The sequence below is a fragment of the Rhizobium sp. B21/90 genome (assembly GCF_019355815.1).
Taxonomy (GTDB): domain Bacteria; phylum Pseudomonadota; class Alphaproteobacteria; order Rhizobiales; family Rhizobiaceae; genus Rhizobium; species Rhizobium rhododendri.
The window spans coordinates 2,882,540-2,905,899 of the sequence record NZ_CP072162.1; the positions used below are offsets into that span (position 1 = coordinate 2,882,540).

Sequence of the window (23,360 nt, forward strand, 5' to 3'; positions counted from 1 at the left end):
TTCGGGCGCCACCTCAATAACCCACCGCCTGGCGCTTTTCGGCGTCTGTCAGGAAATCCGCCTGGCCGACACGGGCCCATAATTCGCTGCGTTCGGCGGCAAGGCCGGCGATCTTGTCGAGATCCGGCTCCAGCCGCAGGCCTTCGCCATAAGCCGTGGCAAACCACAGGGAGAGCGCCGAGGCGGTGCGGGTTAGCAGCGGCAGGACGGTCAACCGGTAGAAGGCGCGATTGGCCTCCTGGTAGTTGGCATAGGTGTTGTCGCCGGGGATGCCGAGCAACATCGGCGGCACCCCGAAAGCCAGCGCGATATCACGGGCAGCGCCATTGCGGGCCTCGACGAAATCCATGTCCTTCGGCGACAGGCCCATCGACTTCCAGTCCAGCCCGCCTTCGAGAAGCAGCGGCCGGCCGGCCCGCATCGGCCCGGAATAGCCTTCGTCGAGTTCCTGTTTCAGCCGTTCGTACTGGTCCGGCGACAGGTTGCCGCCCTCCTTCGGCTGGTAGACGAGCGCCCCCGATGGCCGCGCCGAATTGTCGAGCAGCGCCTTGTTCCAGGTGGAGGAGGCATTGTGCAGATCGAGCGCCACCTGGGCAGCTGCCAGCGGCGGAAAGCCAAGATGGTCGTCGAGCGGATGAAACAGTTTCAGGTGCAGCAGCGTCAGGCCATCGCTCTCGGCAGCAAAGCGGCGCACGAGGCCGCCAACGCGGTATTCATAGGCTTCCGGCCAGCCATCGCGGCCCTCGACGATGGCGACACGATCCGGCCGCAGCAGGTGCAGCTCGCGCAACGCGCCGCCGACTATGAGCGGCTCGACATAGGCATTGCCCGACAGAAGCAAATGGCCGTGCAGCGCTTCGAAGAAATCCGGGCCCGCCTTGCGCCCGTTCGGCTGTCGCATCAGTGACAGCAACGGATGCTCGCCAACTTCCCGGTCACCCTCGTAGAGCAGCCAGGAGACAGATGCCGCCGCCTCGGCCACCAGCCGCACCGAACGATGCGCCACAGGGTTCTTCATGAACCCCTCACGCGCCAGCGCCCCATAGGACCGCCCCGTCCAGTGCGCCCGACCCTCGGACGTCAACGTCATCATCGAGCCGCTTGCCTTGTGCTCGGCCACAGCCCTGCGGCCCGCCGTGGAACGCCACGGCAGGGTGAACGGGAGTTTCATCGGGATGTCCTTTTGAGTTGCGATTAAGTCGCCTTAAGCCTGTGGGGCTGGCAGAGCAGGCTCGACGGATCTCCTCTTGTGGGGGAGATGCCCGAAAGGGCAGAGGGGGCTCTGCGCAAAGTTAGAATTCGCTGGCATATACGCTGATGTCTCCCCCGCCTGGGAGGATATCTGCCCCACGCTTTGAACGTCTGTTCACGCTGTCCCGAAAACGCGACGTGTCCTCAAAATGCTTGTGCTTCGAACCTGACGATCAGTGTCTTCCACGACTTGTACTTGTCCAATGGCAACCCGGTAAACGGTGCGGCTTGCAAAATCGTTCGAGTGACCAATTCTGCAAATCTTTGCTGCTGAGCGGCGGTACCACCGGTTATATGTGGCGCGGGTTTGCCGCTGATTTCACCACGCGTGTTCAGGTTGACCCGAACTTCGGCGCGTAGCCCGCGAATCGCCAAATCAGACGGCAAATTCCAGCGTGCTATGATCGCATGCATGACGCCGTCAATCGTTGATTGTTTCAGCATAGCCGGCCTGGCTTCTGCGCGGGCAACCAGCAGCACCAGTGAAAGGACAAGAGCGAGGCACAGTTTAGATTTGGTATTCATTTGAAAACTCACGTGCTGCTCCCAGATACCGCAGCTTTAAAGGGCGTAGGCCATTACAGTAGCAATGGACATCCCTGTCGCGCGCCCTCAAGCGACCGCCGCTTTCCGCAAACCCGGCCGATCGAAATCCTCCAGCCAACCTCCCCGCCCCCTACAGCGTCTCCCGCACCGCCGTCTCGCTGTCGTAGTCCGCGGCAATCCGCATCTCGCGCAGCGGCCGGACACGCTCAATCGAGATCTGGTAGTTCGGATGGGCCTTGTAGGCGGCCAGGGCTGCCTCGTCGTCGAATTCGCCGTAGACGACGAGGTCGACGTCGGTGCCGAGCTGGTCGGTCTTGACGTTGGTGCCGATCTCCAGCAGCCGGGCGTGAGGAATTTCGGTGAGGATCGACAGGCCTGTCCGGACCGCCTCCAGATTGGCCCGATCGGCGACGTTGAAGAAGACGATATGACGGATCACGCGTGGCACTCCTCGAGGACATTGTCTGTCGCAGCGGTTAGCATGCGTGCCGCCGGCGTTCAACCGGGGCATGCTGCCCCGGGCTCAGTCCATCAAGCGGCAAGGTCCAATGCGATCTCGGCAGGGATCTTTTCCCAAGGGCACCGAGATCGCGCCGTCTTGAACCTCGCTCGGCCTGCCTCAGTTCATCGATGTGCCGTCCGATACGGTGAGGCCGACAGTGCGGCCTGGGAAGCCGGCAGCGTCGAAATATCTGACGTCGCCGACCATCTGCATGTCGATGATAGTCTTCAGACCGTTTTCGGCCGGTTGCGACACCAGCATCTTCGTGGCGACCTCGGGCATGGTGCCGTCCTTCATCGCTTCGGTGATGACGCGGCCGACGAGCTTGCCCTTGTCTTCGGTCTTGAGGTCGAGGATGCGGGCGATGGTCTTGCCGACGTCGGCGTTGCTGGTCGGCGCGGCGTCGACGAAGCCGGACTTGAAGTCAGGGCCGATCATCGCCTGGAAGTTCCAGGTGTCGGCGCGGCTGAAGGATCCGTGCATGCCCTGGCCCTGCTGCAGCCCGCTGTCGGCGACCTCGGCGGTGCAGCGCTCCGGCTGGCCGCAGATCGTCGAGAACGAGCGGAAGTTGACGGCGATGGCCGGCATCGGCGTCACCGCCGTGCCTTCCAGCGCGATATCGTCGAGCGACAGCGTACCGGGGAAGGCACCGAGCGATTTGGCGACGAAGATGCCGCTGACGTAATCCTGCTTCAGGAGCGCATCGACGACGTTCTTTGCCATCGCCTTGTCGCCGTCCGGCAGGTAAATCAGGTCAGATCCGCCGTTGGCAGCCACCACCACCTTCGGGTGGTCCTTGTCCCCGCCGATCAGGCCGTTGCCGCTCTTCGGGTGCTGGCCGGCGTCGATAGCCTTGTAATCCTGGTCCGGATCGATCAGCGGCAGGCTCAGCGCCTTTGCAAGGTCGAGCGAAAGGAAGCCGACGGGCAAAAGGCCGGGGGTGACGTCGGAGTAGCTCGCCTTACCGGCAGCGCTGGTCTGGCTTTGCTTCGAAATCGTCGAGAAACCATGGTCGGCGGTGACGACAATGTCGGTGCTGTCGGCCAGTCCCTGTTCCTGCAGGGCAGCGCGCAGGCGGCCGAGATCGTCGTCGGCATTGCGGATGGCCGCCATGGAGGTCGGGCCGTTGATGCCAGGCACCAGCTTGCCGAGGCTGTCGCCCTGGTTATGCTGGCTGCCATCCGGATCGCGGGACCAAAAGACCATGACGAAGGGCTTATGCTTGTCGGCAAGCTCGGGCAGCACGGCGCGGGTGGTGGCGGCAGCGAAATAATCCTGCTGGATGGTGTTGGCCGATTTCGTCCCGGCCGTCTGGAAATCGCCCGACTTGCTGTTGGGCCCACGGCTGGGCGCTGCCAGTGGCAGTCCGGCTGCCTTCAGGCGATCCTGCGTTTCGGCAGACAGCGGGATGCCCTTCTCGGTGCCGGTAGCATCGTCGATCAGGATAGTCTTTTCGCCGGTACGCTCGGTGTGGTCGAAAATCAGTGCGGGACCGAGCTTGCCGATCGAGGCGGTGCCGAACCCCTTGTCGCGGGCCAGCTGCAGGATAGTCGCCTCGTTCAGGTAGTTGCCGGAGAAATGCTCGTCGACATCGCCGAGCACCGGATCGCTTTCGAGAAACGGCGTCAGGCTCTTGCCGGCGCCGGGAACCTGGAAGCCGGTGTAGATGGTGTTCGAGAAATCGCCCGTATCGCCAAGCATATGGCCGGTTGCCAATGCGGAGGCATTGGCCGTGGTAAAGGTCGGAAACAGCGAGTGGCTGTTGCGCAGATAGACGCCGTTACGGGCGAGCGCTGCCATGTTGGGCGCCGTGGTGTCGTCGACAATGGGGCTGCGGAGACCGTCGGCAACAAACAAGATGACATTGTGCGGCTGGTCGGCGGCTCCGGCAGTGCCGATGGCGCAAAGGCTTGCAACTCCGGCTGCGAGCACGGCGGATAGAAATTTCAATGTCATGGCTGTCTCCGATCTCTTGACTGAGCCCGACGCTAGCCGCGCTGCTTGACAGTTTCGTGACAGTTGCAAGACCGATTCATACATTGAAACCCACAGACGATTGTCAACTTTCAACGGATGCGATTTGCACCACGCAAAAATTCGCACCCGCCCTTACATCGCGCGGCGGGGTGCCTAGATAGCGGCGGTAGATGGCGTTCATGCGGGTGTTGCATGGGGCCGAGACGGGGTCCTTTTGCATGAGTGTTGTTGCTTCCTTTCTGTATCGCGATGGAGTGCGGGCCGAGAAGGTGCCGATTGCGGCGGCGGTTGCGCCGGTGGCGGAGAACGAATTCGTCTGGATCGGGCTGCATGATCCGACCCTCGACGAACTGCAGGTGCTGCAGCGCTCGTTCGGGCTGCACCGCCTGGCCGTCGAGGATGCGCTGAATGCCAAGCAGGTCCCCAAGCTCGATATCTACGGCGACCAGCTTTTCGTGCTGGCAAAGACCGCCCACCTCACCGGCGACGACATCGACTATGGCGAGACGGCGATCTTCGTCGGCAAGCGCCATATCATTACGGTCCGGCACGGATCGGACCGGGGCCACAGCCAGCTGCGCGGCCAGCTCGAGGAATCGCCGCAGCTGCTGGCCCACGGCACGGACTACGTGCTGCATGCGATCATCGATTTTATCGTCGACGGCTACCTGCCGGTCGTCCAGACGATCGAGGACCATGTGCTCGGCATGGAAAGCCGCATGCTCGAATCCTTCCTCGAGCGAACCCAGATCACCCGCCTGTTCCAGCTGCGCCGCCAGGTCATCCTGTTCCAGCGCGTCCTCGGGCCGATGTCGGAACTGTGCGGCAAGCTCGTCCATCTCGACCTGCCCTGTCTCGACTATGAGGCCAAGCCCTATTTCCGCGACGTGCTCGACCATGTCCACCGGGTGGAATCGATGGTTGCCGGGCTCCGGGACGTCATCACCTCCGTTTTCGAGGCCAGTAACCTGCTCGAGCAGCAGCGCCAGGGGGTGATTACCCGGCAGCTGGCGGCCTGGGCGGCTATCCTTGCCGTGCCGACCGCGATTGCGGGCATCTACGGCATGAATTTCGAAAACATGCCCGAACTGAAGACCGAATACGGCTATTATGTCGTGCTCGGCGTAATCGTCGTTCTCTGCGGCGGGCTCTACATGCGCTTCAAAAAGACCGGCTGGATCTGAGCTTCCCCTCATCCCGGTATTGAATAGCCCTCCCGCTGCTCCCAATTGTAGGACATGCCGCATCACCCGACACCCACGTTCGAGCACCGCATCACGATATCGCCGGGCGACATCGACCAGATGGGTCATGTCAACAACGCCGTCTATCTGCAGTGGGTGCAGGAGACGATCGTCAGCTACTGGAAGCATGTCGCTCCGATCGAGGCCCGGGCAGGCCTGCTCTGGGTCGCGCTCAAGCACGACATAACCTACCGTGCGCCGCTTTTCCTCGACGACAATGTCGAGGCGCTGGTGACGGCGACCGAGACCCGTGGTTCGCGGGCGTCGTTCAAGACTATCTTCAAGCGCGGCAAGGATGTATCCGCAGAAGTCATCAGTTCCTGGTGCTGCGTCGATGCGGCCACCCGCAAGCCCAAGCGTGTCGCACGCGACCTCGTCCGCAGGTTCCTGCCCGACTGAGGCCGGTTGCCTCTAAACCGTGTAGCTGAGCGCTGCGTAGTAGATCTTGCCGTAGCCGGCAATCGTGTCGGCGCGGTCGAGGCCATTGACGATCCGGCGGGCGTTGACCCAGTCGCTCTTGGTCTTGTTAAAATAGTCCGCCAGCTTGCGGCCGGTGAAGCTGCCGTTCAGCATGCCGTAGAAGATGATCTGGACGGCCACGTCCAGATCCAGCGCAAGATCGGGATCGGCGACCAGATCCACGCCGATGGCATCCCCGAGCTTCCGGTAATTCGCCTTGAAGGTGATCTGCACCAGTCCACGGCCGAACCAGTATTTCCCATCGGCATCCTTGCGCCAGTACGGCGTCTTCACCCAGGAGAGCTTGCCTGCATCCCAGGCCGCCTCCAGCCGGGCGGCCGCCTGCTCGTCGGTGTTGGCGAGCGTCTCTCGGACCGGCTGCATCGTGAAGGCGGATTCGTGGTAGGCGGTCGCCAGGATATAGGCGAGCCACCGGTCGTCGCTTTTGGCGTGGTCCTTTTCCCAGGCATCGAGGACGGCCTCGTGGCCCTCGACCTGCGCCATGTTCAGGCCGTTTGGATAGAGTTTTTCGCGCAGCTGGTCGAAGAAGAAGTCGCGGTTCAGGCTCATCTGTCTCTCCATTGTCTATGCAGCGGAATCGACTTGTGCACCGGAGGTCGTCACGTCGCGAATGCGCTCCGGAGAGCGCTGCGTGTCCTTTCTTTGTGAGGCGATTCATAGCTCAGCGACACAACCCTCCACGCGTATATTGGCCGCGGCCGCAAGCATCCTGGATTGAACTCGGACAGCGGACATCGATGCCGACGAGGCTTTGATCCGGCAACGTGACCGGGGATTGCATGATCTCCACAACTTCAATCGGTTTAAAAAAATTCAATCGTTTAACATGTTTAAACCCCTGATTTACAACCGCTTTAAGCTGTGGAACTATGATGTCACAAAGTCGTTATCTGCCCAGTCAACGTCCAGCGAGGTTCCGATGTCAAAGCCCGACCAAAGCACCAAAACCGTTCCACAGCATGTTTTCGAGCGCCATGAAAGCGAATGGCGCCAGATGCAGAGCCGCGAGACGGCTCCGAAGCCGGCGACCCATACCGCCCAGGCCTGAGACCGGGGGCAGCCCGGCGCTGCCCGTCATTATCCACGCTTTCAGATGCCGCGGACACGGGGCTCGCCGCCACCTTCCAGCATCAGCGCCGTCAACGCCCAGACCAGCGCATCGAGCCGGTCGGGCGACCGGCCGAGCGACAATCCATCCGGTCCGAAATCGCACATCTGGTCTTCCAGCGCCGTGAAACGCCCGGCGTGAGCCACGCGGCCTTGTTCGTAGAGGGCTGCCACCGGCTCGGCCCGCAGAAATTTGCCGCGCGTGGCACGTACCGTCGTTACCGGCAAGTTGATGTCGATGCTGCGCAGCATGGCCGTCACCATGTCGCCGCCCTGGTTGATCTCGGCAACGATACGGTCAGCATCGAAACGCCGGAAGGCCCTGACGACAGCCCCCGCCCATGTGGCAGGACTTGCGCCTTCCACCGAGCAATCGGCCAGTACCACCGCCCTTCCCGAGGCCTCGAGGCCTGCGACGACGATGCCGCAGCAGGCATTCGGCCCGGCCGAGGCCGGTGGGTCGACGGCAACGACGATGCGCCGAAGCGGGCCAGTCAGTTTTTGCACCAGCGCCGCAATCGTGTCGCGCTTCCAGAGACCATCCTCGCGGTCCTCTATCAGTTCTCCATCCAGCTCCTGGCGCCCGAGCCGCGTGCCGCCGTAGCGGGCGGCAAGCGCCGAGATGAAACCCGGCGACAGGTTGCCCGCATTGGACAGCGTCGACAGACGCGTGACGACCGTGCCGTCATCGGCCAGCAAGTTTTTGAGCAAGGGCGCGGGGCGCGGCGTCGTGGTGACCAGCTGCTGCGGATGTTCGCCGAGGCGAAGCCCGAACTGCAGCATGTCAAAGGTTTCCTGGCCATGCTTCCATTTGGCCAGCTCGTCGCACCATGCGAAATGAAACTGCGGCCCGCGCAGGCTTTCCGGATCTTCGGAGGAGAATATCTGGGCCACCGCACCATTCGGCCAGACTAGCCGGCGGCGGGAGATCTCGAAATCCGGCCGCTTCAGCCGGGCGATGCGGCAAATTCCGGACACGCCGTCGATCATCACCTCGCGGGCATCGCCAAGCGTTTCGGCGACCAGCGCAATACGAAGATCGGATCGGTCTCCGGCGCTGGCGAGCCCATGCACCCATTCGGCACCCGCCCTTGTCTTGCCGGAGCCGCGACCGCCGAGCAGCAACCAGCTGCGCCAGCGCCCGGGCGGCGGCTTTTGATGATCGCGACCGGCGATCTCCCAATCCTTGACGGCGAGATATTCCGCCGCAAGCGCATCGAGGACGGCATCGCAATCGGTATTGCCCGCCATACGGCCTCCCCTCGCCGCCAGTGCCGGACCGGCACCAGCCGATTGGCCTGAAGCAAGCCCAGACGCAGTGACGCCTGAGAGTTGCTCGGACACCGCCGTCACACTTGCCGGCGAAGGTTTGGTCTGCCTGAAGGCCCGGTTGTCCGCCGAAATCGCAGCGGCGCGGCTAGTGCACCTGAGTTGCGCCATTTCCGTACTGTGGGTCTTCAACACGTCGTCAAAATACCGCATCAGCTTCAGCAGCCGGCGGATCCCCTTGCGGCGGCCCGGTGGCGGTGGCGGCGGGGTCCAGACCGGGGGCAGCCCGCTGAAGATCGCGTTTCGCAACGATTGCCCGCGCCCGATCCTCGGCACGTTGCTCGATGATCGCCAGCAGCCGGCGCTTGTTTTCCACATATCCGGGCCCATCGGCATGGCGCTCGATCTCCGTTTCCCGGTCGCGCGCCATCTGGCGCTGCAGGCCATCGATCTTTTCCAGCGTCCGGACGATCAGCGACATCGCATCGACCGACAGCTTGACATCGGCACGGGCAAGCTTTGCCGCAGCCTCGTCGCCGGCCCCCTCGGCAAAGGCCTGGCCGGACTTTTCCGCCGCAGAGCGTAGTCCCTTGAAGTAGTCGAACTCGGCCCGCATCTCGACCGTCATCTCGTTGAGCAACGTCCGAAGTGCATCCTCGGCACTGCCGGATTTGATTTCCAGCAGGCAGGCTTCCGCCTGCCTGCTGCATTGCTCCGCGCTCCAGCCGCAATCGCTGCCGCGATAGGCCGGCGCGTTCGGCCAGTACCCGAACAGACCGGGATCGAAACCCTCGAATTCATGCATGGCAACTCTCACGGTTCGGCGCGCCGGACACGAGAGCGTCAGCGGGCGGGACATGGAATTTGTCAGAATGCTATTAGCACAGTCAGGCCGCCACACCCGATCTCCGCCCTGTGGGGGGAGATGCCCGACAGGGCAGAGGGGGTCATGCGGGAGGTTCGGTGGTTGCGGAATTACTCACAGGCCAGGCGCATATCCCAGCTTCTGGATAGTGTTCCAGAGGGTGCCGGGCGTAAAATCATAGCCCAGGCGTATCCACTGCATGACATCGAACGGGTGCGCGATAATGATATCCGCGCTGCTGATCTCGTATCTGAGAGCCTGGAGGGTTCGCTTGCCAGAAGACGTCGTGTTCACCACTTGAGTGTCGACGACAGACGCATCGTTGGAAGCGAAATCTTTCAAATTATCCGTGACAAGAATGTCGGCTTCGGACCCGAAGGCCGTCGCCAACACGCCTGCATCCTCGACGTCGGACATGGCGAAGCGCTCTTCTCCGCCCAAGATAAGATAGGGATCAAGCCCATCCGGCCCATATTTCATGATATCGACAATAGAGCCGGTATAGGCATCAATGCGGTCGTTCGAAAATTGCAGCCGGCGGAGAACCGTCTCAAGGGTTTCGATCATCTCGAACGAGATGACCAGCTGAGCCCTGTCGGCCACGCCCCATTTCTGGTTGCTCACCATCGACACCAGGGTCTGTGTTGCAGTTCCCACATGACCACGGTCGTGCGCCATTATGTTGGCGACGAAGACATTGACATCGAGCACCACCCGGACCGGACGATCCATGCCTTACTTCCGGTGCGCTACAGCTCGGGTAAGGGACGTGGCATCCTCCAACATGTCGATCTCGCTGGACGCATCTTCAGGCCCTCCGAAACGGTGCTCGGATGCGAGATCGGAGGTCGCCTTCTCAAGACGGACCCTTGCGGCCGCAGCCATCATTTCGCGGCCGAGCCTGATGATAGTGTCCTGGTCGTTCTGTGCGTTCAACTCGAGCAGCAAATCGCGAACGCCCTTGGGAAGCCCAACGAAAACAGTAATTGCGCTGGAAACCGCGTTCGATACGGACCTGTTTTCCATCGAAGCCACCATCTTTAATTTCGTGGCTGTTTTGCCATCGACATTCGCCGAGATTGTGGAGGACATTGCTAGCTCCTATAGAAACACATCATTTCTATATACCCGCGAGGGCAGCCGTTTACAACCTGCCTATACCCCCAGAAATCACGGTGCCCCCCCTCTGTCAGCTACGCTGACATCTCCCCCACAAGCGGGGGAGATCAGGCTGGCGTCGCCTTGGCCGTTCCCTCACCAACGTCCCCGCTTTTGGCGGCAGACCATGAGGTGTCAGAATGTGCGGCATCTAATTACCAGGGATGCAGGCAATACGGCCCCAGCCGATCTCCCCCCTTGTGGGGGAAATGCCCGACAGGGCAGAGGGGATCATGCAGCGGTCTCGGTAGGCTCCCTGTCAGCGACGCTGACATCTCCCTCCACAAGGGTGAGGGATCAGGCTGGGGATCTTTTTGCCCGCACCTCTCCGACTATACCTAAAACTAACAAACAACCGTTACGCCGTCAAGGACTATTTTCCTATATCGCCAGATATCACACCTAAACTAGCCTATAGAGGATTATTTCCCTATTTCCGTGATCCGCTGGCGCTCGTCTTCTTCCGCATCGCCGTCGCCATCCCTTGGCATGTCGCCAACCGTCAGCGGCCAGTCCACCACGTGGTCCTCGTAGTCGTCGACCGGTACATCTTCTTCGCTGAAGGTGCGGCCCCTGGCCGAGATGCCGGCGGCGTGGACGGTCTCGGGGTCGCCGGAGACGAGGGGGTGCCACCAGTAGAGATCGCGCTTCTCGTTGATCAGCCGGTAGCCGCAGGTGGGTGGAAGCCACTGGATTTCCGAGACATTCTCGAGTGTCAGCTGGACGCAGTCGGGTACGAAATCCCAGCGGTTGGGATAGCTGGTGCAGCGGCAGCTGTCGCTGTCCATCAGCTTGCAGCGGACATCGGTGAAATAGATGTCGCCACTGTCCCACTCCTCGATCTTGTTGAGACAACAGAGGCCGCAACCGTCGCAGATGCTCTCCCACTCGCCCGGGCTCATGTCGGCAAGGGTCTTGCGCTGCCAGAAGGGGGTTTCGTCCATGCTCTTGCTATCCCTGCGCGCCGGCCGTTTCAGGAAAGCCGCGCCGCTTTGTTTTGTGATTTGCCGGAAAGCAACCAATTGTTCAACCTGTGGCGGATATAGGGGATATCGGGTTGCCGGGGAAGGCTGAGCCTGCCGCATTCGGCGGAAGGCTCGAAGATCATACGGGAAATCACGCATGCAGGAGCCGATCGAGCCCGAAGGGCCTTCGCCGAAGAGGCCGCGCCGAAAACGCTTCCTGCTGCTGCGGCTGGATTCGCTGATCGATTCCACCGTCTGGAATGCCGGCTTTCGCGCCGCCGAAATCTGGGAAGACATCACCATCTTCTTCCGCCGCTTCCGCATGCATGGCTGGAAGCGGATCCTGTTCGAGCTGCTCGGCGAAGGCATGACGCTCGGTGTCGCGGCCTCGGTGGTGATGCTGGCGCTTGCCATGCCGGCCTTCGAATCGACGGTCGGCGACTGGCGCAACCGCGGTAATTTCGCCGTCACCTTCGAGGACCGCTACGGCAATGTCATCGGCCACCGCGGCATCATCCATGAGAACTCCGTACCGGTCGACGAGCTGCCGGATTACTTCGTCAAGGCGGTACTGGCGACCGAGGACCGGCGCTTCTTCGATCATTTCGGCATCGACGTATTCGGCCTGTTCCGGGCGCTGACCGTCAATGCGCAAGCCGGCGGCGTCGTCCAGGGCGGCTCGACGCTGACACAGCAGCTGGCCAAAAACCTGTTTCTTTCCAACGAAAGATCCATCGAACGCAAGATCAAGGAGGCGTTTCTGGCGATCTGGCTGGAGGCCAACCTGTCGAAGAAGGAAATCCTCTCGCTCTATCTCGACCGCACCTATATGGGCGGCGGCACCTTCGGGGCGGCGGCGGCGGCGCAATATTATTTCGGCAAGAATATCTCGGACGTCAACCTGGCGGAGGCGGCGATGCTCGCTGGCCTGTTCAAGGCGCCGACCAAATATGCGCCCAGCGTCAACCTGCCGGCGGCACGCGCCCGTGCCAACGACGTGCTGTCGAACCTCGTGCAATCGGGCTTCATGACCGAGGGCCAGGTGGTGGCCGCGCGCCGCAACCCGGCCTCAGTGGTCGACAGGGCCGAAGTCGTGTCGCCGGATTTCTTCCTCGACTGGGCGTTCGACGAGGTGCAGCGGCTGTCGGCACGCTTTGCCGAGCGCTCGCTGATCGTTCGCACCACCATCGACATGAGCCTGCAGAAGGCAACCGAGGATTCTATCGGCTCCAGCCTGCTTGAATATGGCGAGCACTACAACGCCAAGCAGGGCGCTTCCGTACTGATCGAAACCGGCGGCGCCGTCAGGGCCATGGTCGGCGGCCGGGACTATGGCGAAAGCCAGTTCAACCGCGCCACCAAGGCGCTGCGCCAGCCGGGCTCGTCCTTCAAGATCTATACCTACGCAGTCGCCATGGAGAACGGCATGACGCCGGCCACAACCATCGTCGATGCGCCGATCTCCTGGGGCAACTGGAGCCCGCACAACTACGAGAACCGCTATGAAGGGCGGGTAACGCTGACCGAGGCCATCGCCAAGTCGATCAACACCATCCCGGTGCGGCTTGCCAAGGAGCATTTCGGCATCCAGCCGATCCGCGAGATGGCCAAGCGGATGGGCGTCGAGAGCCCGGTTCGCAACGACAAGACCATTCCGATCGGCACCTCCGAGGTCACCGTGCTCGACCAAGCGACGGCCTATGCCGTCTTTCCCTCGGACGGGCTGCAATCGCGGCGCCACGGCGTCAGCGAGATTGTCGGCTACGACGGCAAGATCCTCTATGATTTCAATCGCGACGAACCTGCGGCAAAGCGGGTGCTGTCGGAGCAGGCGAATGCCTCGATGACCCAGATGCTGACGCAGATCCCTGTCATCGGCACCGGTCGCAAGGCAGCCCTTGACCGCGGCATCGTCGTCGGCGGCAAGACCGGCACGACGCAGGCCTACCGCGACGCCTGGTTTATCGGCTTTTCCGGCAACTACACCTGCGCCGTCTGGTTCGGCAACGACGACTACACCTCGACCAACAACATGACCGGCGGCACCCTGCCGGCGATGACCTTCAAGAAGATCATGGACTACGCCCACCAGGGCATCGCGCTCAAAGCCATCCCCGGCATCGCCGACCCGTTCCCGGCCCAGAAACCGATGACAACAGCCGCCCGCAAAGCCGCCACGGACGCCGCCGCCAGCGCCGAACCCCCACCCGTCCGGCCCCGCTCGCTGTCGGCCGAATCGACCAAGGTGCTGCGGGATCTGGAGGAGCAGTTGAAGACCGCACCACCGCTGAAGGGACAGCGGGTGGCGAGTATGGGGCTTTGAGGGCAGTTCCAGCAGTTGTCGTGAAGGATTACTAGACACATCGCCGGTTTCACGTTTGAGATTGATGCATTGGAGTACGGGAGGCAGATGTGCGCGTGCTGTGTCTGAACGGCTGGGGCGGGCGCCTCTATGAGCGCCTCGTTGCCTACGTGGCTGCAGTCGACCCCGATGTTCTCTGCCTGCAGGAAGTGGTCAAGACACCGGGTACAGGTCAGCGTTGGCTCACCTACCGCGACCAAGGTACCGCCCTACCGCAAAGAGCCAATTTTCTGGCTGACGTTGCGGTGGCCCTGCCCCATCACACGTCGATCTTCTGCCCGGCCGCTGAGGGCGATCTGTTTGATGGCGAGCAGCCATATAAGTCGCAATGGGGTCTAGCGACATTCGTTCGCGCCACCATTCCCATCATTGGCCAGACACAGGGCTTCGTTCACGGAGATTATTCGTCTGACGGATACGGACTGCATCCGCGGTCGCGGACTGCGCACGCCGTTCGGCTGTTCGATGTGGAATTGCAGCAATGCATTACCATTGCACAGATGCATGGCTTGCGCGAATTGAGCGGCAAGCACGACACTCCCGAAAGGCATCTGCAGGCCAATAGGTTTGCGTTGCTGATCATGTCGACTGCGCGACCGGGAGAGCCTGTCGTGGCGTGCGGCGATTTCAATTTGCTGCCTGAAAGCAAGACATTCGATGTTCTCAGGAATATAGGCCTCACCGACCTTGTCACCGGCCGGGGCTTTAGGGGCACCAGAACGTCATTCTACGCCAAGCGGGAACGCTACGCCGACTATATGCTGGTCAACGATACCGTCGGCGTAGAAGCTTTCGAGGTTGTCTCAGAGCCGGAAGTCTCGGATCATTCACCGCTGCTGCTGACAGTCGGTGCCACATGTCGCCGGGTGTGAGTCAGCAGCAGGAAGCCGCTGGATTTCATCAATGGCTCATTTAACCTCAGCTGACTGCGGCCAGAGGGCCGCAGTCCTTCATTCAGCAAAAGCTGATTACTTCTTGTAAAACGCCAGCCGCTTGACACCCAGCTTCATGTTGTTGAGGTTGGAGGCCTTCAGCGGGAACAGGACGTTGGCGGAGTAGCTGCCGCTGATCGAGCCGATGGCGAGGTTGACGATGAACTCTGCAGGATTGGCATTGGTCCAGGTGTAGTTCTTCGTATCCACCAGTGTGCCGTTGACGTAGGTGTCGACCTTGCCGACGCTGGTGCGCACGACTTTCGTCAGCCTGATATCGCCGACCAGCGGGCCGGTGAGGCGCTTGAGATAGCCGGCGCCGACATCCGCGGTTGCAGGCGCCCATTCGTCGTTGTTGAGCTGGAAGCCCTGGGTCACGGTCTCGCCGTGGGTGAAGGCCGAGAAGATGTCGGGCCCCTTGTAGAAGTCGAACCAGCTCTCGCTGTCGATCTCGTCGGAGCTCGTTGTCGAGGCGGTGGTGTTTTTGCCGTAGAGCCATGCAGCACCCCAGAAACCGTTAGGCTGGTTGGCGGGCAAGGCGTTCAGTTCGGCAATCGTGTTGACCTGGCGGCTGGCAACGGCCTCAGGGTAGTTGACGTTTGCATCGAAGGCATAGTCGCCATTCTTGAGGTCGAAGGTGTCTTTGGTGATGATTTGCGCAGAGCGGATCGGCGGCACGAAGATCATCAGCTGGCCGGCCGGGTTCTGATAGGTCGAGGGCTGGCTGATGAACACGAATTTTTTCTGCGTGGTCACCGTCTTGGTGGTCTTGTCGACGGTGACAGCCCGGTAGTCGTCGTTTCGCTGGAAGGCGTTGTCCTTGACATAACCGACGGCCATTCCTGTCGGCATGGAGGCGGGAATGGTATCGAACACCATGGTGGTGGCCGTGCCGGCGGCATTGGTGGCGGTCGGCTGGGCGAGTTTCAGGGCATAGAACGGCGTCAGGACGGCAAGCGCGTTGGTGACGGGATTGGTGGTGTTGGAGTTGAACATGGCAAGAAGCGTGATCTTCCCATCGGTGCCTATCGAGTCGACCCTGTAGATGCCGCGCGACTGCAGCACGATCATGTTGCCGACCTCGATCTTGGTGCCGCTGGCAAAGCCGAACTGTGCGGGGTCGATCGGACTATTGACGTTGATCGAGCCGCTGATCTGGCCGAAGACATTGGTGAAGCCGCCGGAATAGGAGGCGTCGCCGCCGCCAAGCACGCCGGTCAGGTTAAGCCGGTCGCTGGCAAAGACGTGGGTCTGGGCGTTGCCAGCGGTATAGCGCTGGACCTCCGAGCCGATCGTTACTTCTGCCGCATTGTTCTGGAAATAGTTGAACTTGCCATCCAGTTGCGCCTTGTTGGTGATGGCAGTTTCGCCCGTGCCGGCCACGGCGCTGGTGCCGAAGACATAGGTTCCAAGCGAGGTCCAACCGGCGATCGCATCGTCGGCGGGAGCGGCCCGGGCAGCCGACTGCCCGAGAAGGATTGCGGTTGATAGGGCTAGAGCGGAGAGGAGCTTTTGCATGGCTTTTCCTTTTTGCCTGATCGACCGAGCCCGGAGATGGGCTCATAGTGCACTGCAATATGTGGAGCGCCCAAGCGTCTGGAATAGTCTGCTATCTGACGGGTCGTTAGTTGCCATTGACCGGAAATTACGCGGTTCAACCCATGCAGAAAAGCCGCTGCCGGTGTTGCAATCCTCGATTTTGCGAACCGTTTCGTAAATCTCCCGCGTGTGTTGATAAGCGAAACCGGTATTTCGCGTCGGCATCCGGGAAGCCCCGGCGCAGAGGCGTTCGAGACAGCTCGCGGGTTGCCGTCCGGGTGAGGCTCAATACCGGCGAATCGATTCCCGCCTTCAGTCTTCCAGGGCGACGATCCGTCTGGCCATGAGAATTTGGTCGATCTCCCTGCCCTGGTGCAACAATGCGCAGGGTATTCGCCCGATCTCCGTAAAGTCCCTGCGACGGTAAAAACGGATCGCGACATCATTTTCGGCACTTACCGCGAGCTCCAGCTGGCGAACGCCTTGCCCACGGGCAAATTCCACCAGTGTTTCCAGAAGCGCTTCCGCAAGCCCCCTGCCGCGCGCATTCTCGCGCAGATAGACCATCTGGACCATGGCGCGGTGCGCCTTCTTGGCGGTGCCCTGCCGGGCAAGCGCCATGATTCCAACCGGCAGGTCGTTTTCGACTGCGATGAAGACATCATTGTCCACCAGACGGCGGCGCCATTCCTGATCTGGAAGGTCCTGCCAATCCTCGACACTACTGGCGTAACTTTCCGGCGAGGCTCGCAAGGCTTCGAGGCGAATTGACCGAAACAGATCTACATCATCGGGTGACAGCAGCCGGATCATTGCGTGTCCTTTGCAAGAACGAAATTTCCGGCAATGTGCCACATTCGCCGAAGCTTTGGCAGGGGCGCGCTCGGCCCACGGACCATCCCGCCCTTCCCCCTCCCGGCAGAATCAGGAATAAGCTTGACGCTTGAGTTCTCACAAGGACGCCGCTGTGTTTCGGGTTCCTCTTCTGGTCGCGCTGTCGCTGGCCATTGCGTTTGGCGGCGGCATCCTGTTCACGCTCTATGCGCTCGATGCCAGTGCCGGTTTCGGCGCGATCCGGCTTGGCGCCTGGCAGGCCTTTCCGGCGCTGCATACCGCGGACGCCGACCCCTATGCCAAATCCCACCGTGCCCGCGACGGACGGCTGCTCTATGGCACCGCTGAGGGGCTGGAATTCACCGCTGGCGACGACGATGGACATGACCGGCTATCGGCCGGATGCCGCTACCGCATCAGCGGCCAGACGCCGCCGGCGCGGCTCTGGACGCTGTTCTCCGTCGCCCCGGACGGCAAGCAGCTGGCAGCCCAACCCGGCCGCCCGGCCGCAATCAACTCTTGGAACGTGCTGCGCGACAGCGATTCCAGCTTTTCGATCGTCGTCTCGAAAGATGCAGCCGCCGGCAACTGGCTGGCGCTGCCGCCGGCTGGCAATTTCAAGCTGGTGCTGACGCTGCTGGACACGCCGGCGGCCGGCAGCGCGGGGCTGATCGACCTCTCGATGCCGAAGGTCGAGAAGATCGGCTGCGACCATGCTTAAGGTGCTGTTTGCCATCGTCGTCGGCGTGCTCGGTGCGGCCCTGCTGCATCTGGTGATCATCCTGGCGCTGCCCGCCTACAGCGATCGCGATGCCTTCCAGCGGGTCGAGGCGCTCGGCGAGGAAGATGCATTTCACGTGCTGGACCCCACCACCAGTGCAGGCAGTCTCTCGAACGGCGATCCCTACATGCATACCGCCGTCTGCGCCTTCGACCTTGCCGACATGCCGGTGCACCTGATGGCGGCGGGCCATGTGCCATTCTGGTCTCTGGGGATCTACGACAGTGCTTCGAACGAAGTCTTCAGCATGAGCGACCGGACCTCGGTCGGGGGTGCGCTCGACGTGCTCGTGGCAGCGCCGGTGCAGCTTGCCGCGATCCGCAAGGCGTTGCCCACAGAGCTGGCGCAATCCATTCTCGTGGAGATGACAGAGGGTCAGGGCTACGTGGTGTTGCGGACCATGGCGCCGCAGCCGAGCTTCAAAGAGGGCGCCAGTGATTTTCTCGCCAAGGCGCGATGCGACGCCTTCGACGCAGGCTAGATCGGCTAAAGCCGGACAAGGCCTGTCAGCCCTGTTTTCTCGTCTTCGTTTTCGGCCGCTTGGCGCCAGGCCCCGTGCGGCGCTTGGGCGGATCGAGCCGCTCGTAGCGTACGCCGGTAAACAGCAGGATGCGGGCCGCCGTGCCATCATGGGCCGGCGGTGGCGGCTTGTGGTTTCGTCGGTCTTCCAGTCTTATGATATCAGCCATGTCTCGTCTCCATTGCAATCTTGAGACGGATGAACTTGCGATCGATTTCACCCTGTCCGCCTTTTTGGCGGACCGGCGCTCCCTCGGGAAAAGTCTTGCTGGCAAGAGCATGTCCGAAGGGCATTCGCGCCTTTCCAATAGCAGTGCGGTACGTGTCTGACGGTTTGCCGGGGCGCCCGAAGGGACGGTTTGCGGCGGTAGCGATTCGAACAGACGCCGGGTCGCGGTGTGCTTGCGCGGATTGAGACAGGGGATCGTTAACAAGACCTTAACGGCACGGGACGCCCTGCTCCGCGTTTTGGTCCGCCGCCGTGCCAACAGGTTGGAACTGGAGCTTCGGATTGGCATGAGAAACCACCAATGGTTGAGGCGCAAAATTCTAAAATAGAATGGATTCATATTGTTAGCGCCATTGCCCGCCTTCCGGCGAGCCCTGCTTCGAGCGTGTGTGACACGAAAACGTCATGCAAATATTATTTGCGACTTTGGCCGTTTGGCGTATGGTTCCCCTACTGGCCGGCCCTGCAAACACCGGCAGTTCATGACATACAGTGTTTTCATCCCACAGCTTGGGAGATGTGCAATGACGCTTCTGCTCAACTCAGCCTTCACAACCGACGATGTAGACGTGCTTCGCGGCGCGCTCGACTGCTGGTATGCGGAAAAACGCATCGACCTGAAGAGCACCGAGGCGCAGTTTGCGGCTGCAGCCGCGCTCGACCTGTTTCAATCGGGCTACGATACCCGCGACAGGCTGCTGGTCGCCCTGCGCAGCCACAGTGCCCGCCAGGGCGTTTCCTACGCGTGACCTGTTGAAAGTAACCGGCGGGATGCTTGCTGCAACCTCGCTGTCGCAATCGCTTCCCCGCTTTTCACGAGCGTACCTTTTCGTGACATTTCCGTCGTATTTTCATTAAAGTTTTCACTGCCTATTAACCCTGATCGCGCTAACGTCACGGCATAGCCAGATCCGGACGCGAGCGTCCGCCGGGTCCTATCGTTTTCCGCGCGACGTTTTCGCCGGAGCGCGTTTGCCCGGCTGCCCCGCGTGCTGATCTCCGGCTCCCCTCTTTGTTCTGTGTGTGGGTGGTAGCGTGCGTGATCGGTTTCGAGACCTGGAAGGACCGCTTGGCGAGCGCAAGAAGGATGTGGTCCTGATGGCGACGGTTACCAGCTTCGAGGAACGGCCCCATCCCGGAAAATCCGAACTGCGGCAGTTTGCCGAATTGTTCATGCCGCTGTTTCTCGCCTCCAGCGACGAGGCCAAGCGACAGGCGGTCGCTGCTTTGTCGCAATGCCCGCATGTGCCGCCGGCCGTGGCGCTGTTCATCGGCTGCCAGCCGATCGCGATTGCCGCTCCGTTCATCGCCGGTGCCGCAACAATCGACGACGACACGCTGATCACCATAGCCCGCACGCAAGGAACGGTACACGCCAAGGCCATCGTCAAGCGCGACAATCTCTCGCCTGCGGTCGTCGATGCGCTGGTCGGCCTGCGCCATGCCGACACCGGTCGCGGCAAGACGAAGGCGCTGGAAACGCCACAGACCGAGCGTATCCCCTTGCTCGAGGCACCCGACAGCGCGATTGCCGAAAGACTGGCCCGCGAGGAGGCACTGCGCCAGCAATTGCGCCAGATTGCCCGCCACCTCTCCCACGACGATACCGATCGCCTCGGCCTGCGCAGCCTGACAGATGTCCAGGAAGCGCTGCTGGTGCGCTTTGCCCGCGAGCGCGAGGCCCAGAATTTTGCAACGGCGCTGGCCGACGCACTGTCGTCGAGCCGCTGGCTTGCCGAGCGCATCCTGCTCGATCTCTCCGGCCAACAGCTGGCGGTCACGCTGACCAGCCTCGGCATGAACTTCGCCGACGGGGTCTTCGTGCTGGAGCGCTTCTATCCGCATCTGAGCGAGGGTACCGGCAGCATCAGCCGCGCCTGGCGGATCATGGATTCGGTCGACCCGGTGGACAGCCAGGCGCGCGTCGAAACCTGGCGCCGCGCCGACCGCTACACCTGCGTCACCCCGGACCAGGCAAGGCCCGCCAGCCAATTCAAGGCGCGCAATCCCGAGGCGGAAAACGACGTCTTACCGGCCCGGGCGCGCGGCGGAGCGCGCTAAAGGCCCCAGGTGTCAGAGCGGATTTTGCCGCTGGTCTGCGACAGGCACGATGTCGGCGATGTCGTCGGTCTCGAGTTCGAGTATCCAGAGATCGGCATCGAATTTCTGTTCGCGCTCGAGCATCTGACGCACCGTCTCGGCATCCTGACGCTCGAGGCGGACTTCGAACATCCGGCCGTTTGAACCATCCTCGTCGAACAGGCTTTGCGGCGCCGGGCCGAAGAGTGTTTCCAGCCCGTCGCGAAACCGCTGGCGTATGAAGATCGCCCCCGAAGCTTCCGCCCCCTTGCGTTCGACCGCGGCAAAATCCCCCCGGCCAAACAGCCGGCGGATCAGGGCGGATACAAAGATGTCGCTGCGCAGCCTCATGGATCCGGTGTATCTGGTGGCGCATCGACGAACAAGAGCGACGGTCCGGTAACGCCTCCACCGGCGTCGGGCTCGCGTTGCGGCGCGATGCGCCCATCCCTTGCGATTCTCCCTTAAAAAACTGCGCGGAACATACGCCTTGCAAGACGCGAGCAATGGGCGCAGTGTGTACTTATAGTAGCATTCATTTCAGATTTACCTCTAAAATTGCAACCTTCTTTGAAAAGGAGACGTGCATATGACGATGTCTGTTGTCTACAGAAGCCTGCAGGGGCTTGGACTTGCCCTGACGATACTGGTGGGGCTGACGGGGCTGGCGCCGTCGGGCGTTGCAGCCGAAAGCAGGCGGCCCCTCAGCGCCGCGGCCGCCGCGAGGCCGATCCCGAGGCTTTCCGCAAGGCAATTTCGCCGCCAGGAAGACTGGCGCGCTACCATCGCCACCGTTCCGCAGCCGAAGAAGGGCTGCTTTACGGCCAAGTATCCTTCGACCCACTGGCAGGAAGTGCAGTGCGTGGCGGCGCCGAAACAACCGATGCCACCGCGCTCCGGCATCGTGCCGCAGACTGTGGGCAACGGCAACGACATCGCGGCGCAGGCACCCGGCGGCTTTATCACCAGCGCCTCGGGATCGTTCGATACGCTGACCAATGTCACCAGCGAAAGCGGCCAGATCGGCGCCGCCGGGCCGATGATCCCCAACACCTACACGCTGCAGATCAACACCGATTTCTTCAAGACCGGCGTCTGTGCGCCGTCTCCGAACCCGAACTGCCGCGGATGGGAACAGTTCGTTTTTGAAAACAACAATGTTTCGCACCGTGCCTTCATCCAATACTGGCTGATCAGCTACAACACGACATGCCCGGTCGGCTGGACGCAGTTTGCCGCCGGTGCGGAAATCTATTGCGTTATCATCAGCAACTCCAGCGGCGCTGTTTCCACCCCGGCGGTGCCGGTGACCAATCTTGGACAGGTAACGCTCACGGGTATGGCGGGGCCAAGCGGCGACAGCGTGATCATGACCATCAGTGGCACCGCATTTTTGCGGGTTGGCGACAACGCCGTCAATGCATCCGGCGGGTGGACGATTGCCGAATTCAATGTGCTCGGTGATGGCGGCAGCGCTGTCGGCGTCGGCAGCCAGGCGACCTTCAATGCAGGAGCATCGCTGCAGACGAGGACGCGGATCACCTATGGCGGCACTGCGCCCCCGAACTGCGTCGCACAAGGGTTTACCGCCGAGACCAACAACCTGAGTTTCGGGCCGAATGCGCCGGCAAGCTCCGGACCGGGACCGGCAATCGCCTTCAACGAAAGCATAGCCGGCGGCAGTCCGTCGAATTGTGCCGCCTCGACTGCAGTCGGCGATACCCACCTGACGACGCTCAGCGGCCTCCTCTACGATTTCCAGGCTTCCGGCGATTTCCTGCTGCTGCAGACGGGGTCCGGTTTCGACGTGCAGAACAGGCAGGTATCGGGTGCTCCGAACTGGCCAAATGCCGCTGTCAGCTCGGCCGTCGCCGCGCGGTTCGGAAAGACGCAGGTTGCCGTCTGCACCAAGCCGCAGGCCGTGTTCATCGACGGAAAGTCCGTCAATGTCAGTGAAAAGACGCCGGTTTCGCTGGCCGATGGAACGCAGGTTACCCGGAGCGGCGACACCTACCTTATTCGCGGTGCCACCGGCGACTGGCTGCAGGCCGGCATCAATCCGGGCAATGGCACCGACTACATCAACGTCAAGGTCGGTCTCGGCCAGTGGCCGGTCGAGGCTCAGGGCCTGCTTGCCAACGTCAAGGAAGACCCGAACGTGCTCGCCACGCGGGAAGGTGAAGTCCTGAAAAACCCGTTCTCTTTCAAGGAGCTCTACAGTTCCTATGCCAATAGCTGGCGCCTGAAATCGGGAGAATCGATGCTGAATGTCTGCGGCGAACGGACCATGGCCGATATCCCGAAGGCGCCCTTCTCCTCCCGGGATCTGGACCCGAAAACGGCGAAGAACGCACAGAACGCCTGTGCACGGGCTGGCGTCAAGGAAGGCCCCCTGCTGGAAGCCTGCCTCATCGACGTGGCAATGATCGGGAACCCAGCCGCCGCCAACATCCACGCGGAAACCGAAGCGCCGAAGGCCCTGGGGCGGCTGAGGTAAGCAACAAGGCTTTCGTCGGGCATCCTGCACAAGCCCTATGCCCTCCCCGTCGCCGGCCACCCATCAAGGGTGGCCGGCTTTGTCTTGCACGGCCGCCAACGGCACGATTGCCATGCCGGTGCCAGGTAGTGCTTCAGAAATCCCTAACATACAACCAGTGCACGATCATCGATCTGTTATATCGCAGTGCTAAATTTGACCCTGGTGCGACGAAATTCGGTTTC

The 23,360-nt window shown here is 61.8% G+C and carries 24 protein-coding genes; 10 read left to right on the forward strand and 14 right to left on the reverse strand.

The features are described from left to right. Positions 1-13: 13 nt before the first annotated feature. From J5278_RS13875 to J5278_RS13890, 4 genes are all read right to left on the reverse strand, one after another. On the reverse strand, positions 14-1,171 hold the full coding sequence (locus tag J5278_RS13875) for a phage portal protein (RefSeq protein WP_142824388.1): 1,158 nt from the start codon (positions 1,169-1,171) through the stop codon (positions 14-16). 224 nt (positions 1,172-1,395) lie between these two features. Then, positions 1,396-1,788, reverse strand: a complete 393-nt coding sequence (locus J5278_RS13880) for a hypothetical protein (protein WP_142824387.1) — start codon at positions 1,786-1,788, stop codon at positions 1,396-1,398. Positions 1,789-1,927: 139 nt separating this feature from the next. Next, positions 1,928-2,236, reverse strand: a complete 309-nt coding sequence (locus J5278_RS13885; RefSeq protein WP_209183243.1) for a Dabb family protein — start codon at positions 2,234-2,236, stop codon at positions 1,928-1,930. Between the two features lie 180 nt (positions 2,237-2,416). Then, a complete protein-coding gene (locus J5278_RS13890) occupies positions 2,417-4,255 on the reverse strand; it encodes an alkaline phosphatase family protein (RefSeq protein WP_209183242.1) in 1,839 nt (612 codons plus the stop codon). 239 nt (positions 4,256-4,494) lie between these two features. On the opposite strand from J5278_RS13890, the gene J5278_RS13895 reads away from it, so the two are divergent. Next, a complete protein-coding gene (locus tag J5278_RS13895) occupies positions 4,495-5,460 on the forward strand; it encodes a magnesium and cobalt transport protein CorA (protein WP_209183241.1) in 966 nt (321 codons plus the stop codon). A 54-nt stretch (positions 5,461-5,514) separates the two neighbouring features. Further along, on the forward strand, positions 5,515-5,919 hold the full coding sequence (locus J5278_RS13900; RefSeq protein ID WP_142824383.1) for a thioesterase family protein: 405 nt from the start codon (positions 5,515-5,517) through the stop codon (positions 5,917-5,919). Between the two features lie 12 nt (positions 5,920-5,931). On the opposite strand, the gene J5278_RS13905 is transcribed toward J5278_RS13900, so the two are convergent. Next, positions 5,932-6,549, reverse strand: a complete 618-nt coding sequence (locus J5278_RS13905) for a glycoside hydrolase family 19 protein (protein ID WP_209183240.1) — start codon at positions 6,547-6,549, stop codon at positions 5,932-5,934. A 370-nt stretch (positions 6,550-6,919) separates the two neighbouring features. Here J5278_RS13905 and J5278_RS30945 point away from each other — a divergent pair, with 370 nt between their 5' ends. After that, on the forward strand, positions 6,920-7,048 hold the full coding sequence (locus J5278_RS30945; protein ID WP_257623367.1) for a hypothetical protein: 129 nt from the start codon (positions 6,920-6,922) through the stop codon (positions 7,046-7,048). Positions 7,049-7,089: 41 nt separating this feature from the next. Here the strand turns inward: J5278_RS30945 and J5278_RS13910 are convergent, their stop codons facing one another. The 5 genes from J5278_RS13910 to J5278_RS13930 form a co-directional block, all read right to left on the reverse strand. Beyond that, positions 7,090-8,358 (reverse strand): DNA-packaging protein, encoded by a 1,269-nt coding sequence (locus J5278_RS13910; RefSeq protein ID WP_209183239.1) that lies wholly within the window; start codon positions 8,356-8,358, stop codon positions 7,090-7,092. Between the two features lie 217 nt (positions 8,359-8,575). Continuing rightward, complete coding sequence (locus J5278_RS13915) at positions 8,576-9,181, reverse strand: hypothetical protein (protein ID WP_209183238.1); 606 nt, start codon at positions 9,179-9,181, stop codon at positions 8,576-8,578. A gap of 174 nt (positions 9,182-9,355) precedes the next feature. Continuing rightward, positions 9,356-9,973: a PIN domain-containing protein gene (locus tag J5278_RS13920; protein ID WP_209183237.1), complete on the reverse strand. Its 618-nt coding sequence runs from the start codon at positions 9,971-9,973 to the stop codon at positions 9,356-9,358. A gap of 3 nt (positions 9,974-9,976) precedes the next feature. Next, complete coding sequence (locus J5278_RS13925; protein WP_209183236.1) at positions 9,977-10,333, reverse strand: hypothetical protein; 357 nt, start codon at positions 10,331-10,333, stop codon at positions 9,977-9,979. Positions 10,334-10,821: 488 nt separating this feature from the next. Continuing rightward, positions 10,822-11,343 carry a YcgN family cysteine cluster protein gene (locus J5278_RS13930; RefSeq protein ID WP_209183235.1) on the reverse strand — a complete coding sequence of 174 codons (522 nt, stop codon included), beginning with the start codon at positions 11,341-11,343 and terminating at the stop codon, positions 10,822-10,824. A gap of 178 nt (positions 11,344-11,521) precedes the next feature. On the opposite strand from J5278_RS13930, the gene J5278_RS13935 reads away from it, so the two are divergent. Both J5278_RS13935 and J5278_RS13940 read left to right on the forward strand, forming a co-directional pair. Beyond that, positions 11,522-13,687 carry a transglycosylase domain-containing protein gene (locus tag J5278_RS13935; protein WP_209183234.1) on the forward strand — a complete coding sequence of 722 codons (2,166 nt, stop codon included), beginning with the start codon at positions 11,522-11,524 and terminating at the stop codon, positions 13,685-13,687. A gap of 89 nt (positions 13,688-13,776) precedes the next feature. After that, on the forward strand, positions 13,777-14,598 hold the full coding sequence (locus J5278_RS13940; RefSeq protein WP_209183233.1) for an endonuclease/exonuclease/phosphatase family protein: 822 nt from the start codon (positions 13,777-13,779) through the stop codon (positions 14,596-14,598). 96 nt (positions 14,599-14,694) lie between these two features. Here the strand turns inward: J5278_RS13940 and J5278_RS13945 are convergent, their stop codons facing one another. Both J5278_RS13945 and J5278_RS13950 read right to left on the reverse strand, forming a co-directional pair. Further along, positions 14,695-16,176, reverse strand: a complete 1,482-nt coding sequence (locus J5278_RS13945; RefSeq protein ID WP_209183232.1) for a hypothetical protein — start codon at positions 16,174-16,176, stop codon at positions 14,695-14,697. A gap of 333 nt (positions 16,177-16,509) precedes the next feature. Continuing rightward, a complete protein-coding gene (locus J5278_RS13950) occupies positions 16,510-17,010 on the reverse strand; it encodes a GNAT family N-acetyltransferase (RefSeq protein WP_209183231.1) in 501 nt (166 codons plus the stop codon). 154 nt (positions 17,011-17,164) lie between these two features. Between J5278_RS13950 and J5278_RS13955 the strand changes: the two genes are divergently transcribed. Beyond that, positions 17,165-17,752, forward strand: coding sequence for a DUF1214 domain-containing protein (locus J5278_RS13955; protein ID WP_209183230.1), 588 nt, complete (start codon positions 17,165-17,167; stop codon positions 17,750-17,752). Beyond that, positions 17,745-18,293, forward strand: a complete 549-nt coding sequence (locus tag J5278_RS13960) for a DUF1254 domain-containing protein (protein ID WP_209183229.1) — start codon at positions 17,745-17,747, stop codon at positions 18,291-18,293. Before J5278_RS13955 ends, J5278_RS13960 begins: the two co-directional genes overlap by 8 nt. Before the next feature lie 25 nt (positions 18,294-18,318). On the opposite strand, the gene J5278_RS13965 is transcribed toward J5278_RS13960, so the two are convergent. After that, positions 18,319-18,501 carry a hypothetical protein gene (locus tag J5278_RS13965; protein WP_209183228.1) on the reverse strand — a complete coding sequence of 61 codons (183 nt, stop codon included), beginning with the start codon at positions 18,499-18,501 and terminating at the stop codon, positions 18,319-18,321. A gap of 583 nt (positions 18,502-19,084) precedes the next feature. Here J5278_RS13965 and J5278_RS13970 point away from each other — a divergent pair. Both J5278_RS13970 and J5278_RS13975 read left to right on the forward strand, forming a co-directional pair. Next, the gene (locus tag J5278_RS13970; RefSeq protein WP_142824371.1) at positions 19,085-19,309 is read left to right on the forward strand and encodes a hypothetical protein; all 225 of its coding nucleotides are present in this window, start codon (positions 19,085-19,087) and stop codon (positions 19,307-19,309) included. Between the two features lie 286 nt (positions 19,310-19,595). Beyond that, positions 19,596-20,621 (forward strand): DUF2336 domain-containing protein, encoded by a 1,026-nt coding sequence (locus J5278_RS13975; protein ID WP_209183227.1) that lies wholly within the window; start codon positions 19,596-19,598, stop codon positions 20,619-20,621. Positions 20,622-20,633: 12 nt separating this feature from the next. Here the strand turns inward: J5278_RS13975 and J5278_RS13980 are convergent, their stop codons facing one another. After that, on the reverse strand, positions 20,634-20,990 hold the full coding sequence (locus tag J5278_RS13980) for a DUF1491 family protein (RefSeq protein ID WP_142824370.1): 357 nt from the start codon (positions 20,988-20,990) through the stop codon (positions 20,634-20,636). A gap of 238 nt (positions 20,991-21,228) precedes the next feature. Here J5278_RS13980 and J5278_RS13985 point away from each other — a divergent pair, with 238 nt between their 5' ends. Beyond that, positions 21,229-23,136, forward strand: a complete 1,908-nt coding sequence (locus J5278_RS13985; protein WP_209183226.1) for a hypothetical protein — start codon at positions 21,229-21,231, stop codon at positions 23,134-23,136. Positions 23,137-23,360: the final 224 nt, after the last annotated feature.